We start from the raw sequence: 1,198 nt of genomic DNA, 5'->3' as shown, positions 1-1,198 counted from the left end.
AATGCTCATGTACGGTAAAGTATCACAAGAAAATTATGTCGAATTGACAGCCGCCTCCGCTATACCGAATAAGGAAATAAAGAGTCCTCAAATTTTGCGCTACTAAATGAAGACGAGCGGAAGTAATCTCCCGCTCGTCAGTAAACTTAACTATGCCATATCAATCCCGCTTCTTTCCCGCCACCGGCACTAAGAACAGCGCGGGCAACAGCAGGAAAGCGGTACAGACCAGCCCCCAGGGTATGGACACCTGCTGGGCTACCAGCCCCACAATAGGCCCGCCGATGATCTGCCCGAAAGAGTCCAGCTGTCCGCTGGTGGAAAAGACTGTGGCGCGCATTTTCTCATCCACATGGTCGTTCATCCAGGCGGCCAGCACAGGCTCCTTGATGGTGCGCATAAGCCCCGCCAGCAGGAACACCAACAACATGAACCAAAAGCTCCGCCCCACCGCGAAGAGAACCAGGCACAGGATATACCCGGCGCTGGTGGACATGACCACACTGGTTCGGCTGACAGTCCCTTTTTTCTCCATGCGGGCGATGAGCAACTGAGAAGCCAGAATACCTAAGCCGCTGCCGATAAGACTGATAACACCGAACCAAGTGACGCTGTTCAGCGGCCCGATAACGGGTATTACCGTGTCATCCAGAAAATGAGCGGTGGAGAGCCGGTCAAAGCCTTCACTGGCAAGTCCCCCGCATAGTGTGATTGCTAAGAGCGCCAGCAACACAGGTGCGCCTTTCACAAAGCCCAGGTTGAGCTTGAACAGGCAGACAAAGTCTTTAAGCAAGCCCTGCCGTTCCTCAATAGCAGGGGAGAAGTTGGTTTCTGGCATGATGCGAACCATCACCAGCCCCAACAACAAGCACAAACTGCCCCCCAAGATGACAGGCATTTGCAGGTTTATGTTTCCCAGCAGTGTGCCCAGCACCACGCCCAGAACGCCGCCGATTTGCCCCATTTGACTGCCCCGCAGGAACACCTTGTCTATGGGTTTGTCCTCTTCCTCCGAGGCAATCCACGCCTCCAGAGCGCCGGTGATGAAGGTATCACCGCAACCCCAGACAACCTGGGCCAGCAGAACCGGCGCGAACCACGGTAGCGCACCCTCCATCAGAAAGCCCAGGCCGTAGAGGAACATTCCAATCAGCACCGAGCGCCGACGGCTATACAAATCCGCCACCACACCGGTGGG

At 55.5% G+C, this 1,198-nt stretch carries 1 protein-coding gene; it reads right to left on the bottom strand.

Features of this window, described 5'->3' with window-relative positions:
• Nucleotides 1-160: 160 nt before the first annotated feature.
• Nucleotides 161-1,198, bottom strand: a 1,038-nt coding sequence (locus DW819_RS15425) for an MFS transporter (protein WP_147353181.1), incomplete at its 5' end; no start/stop codon positions are given.

Source organism: Clostridium sp. AM33-3 (assembly GCF_003480315.1).
GTDB lineage: Bacteria > Bacillota > Clostridia > Lachnospirales > Lachnospiraceae > Brotaphodocola.
Note: the sequence above shows the minus strand (reverse complement) of the source record. Positions and strands in the feature narration are given on the sequence as shown.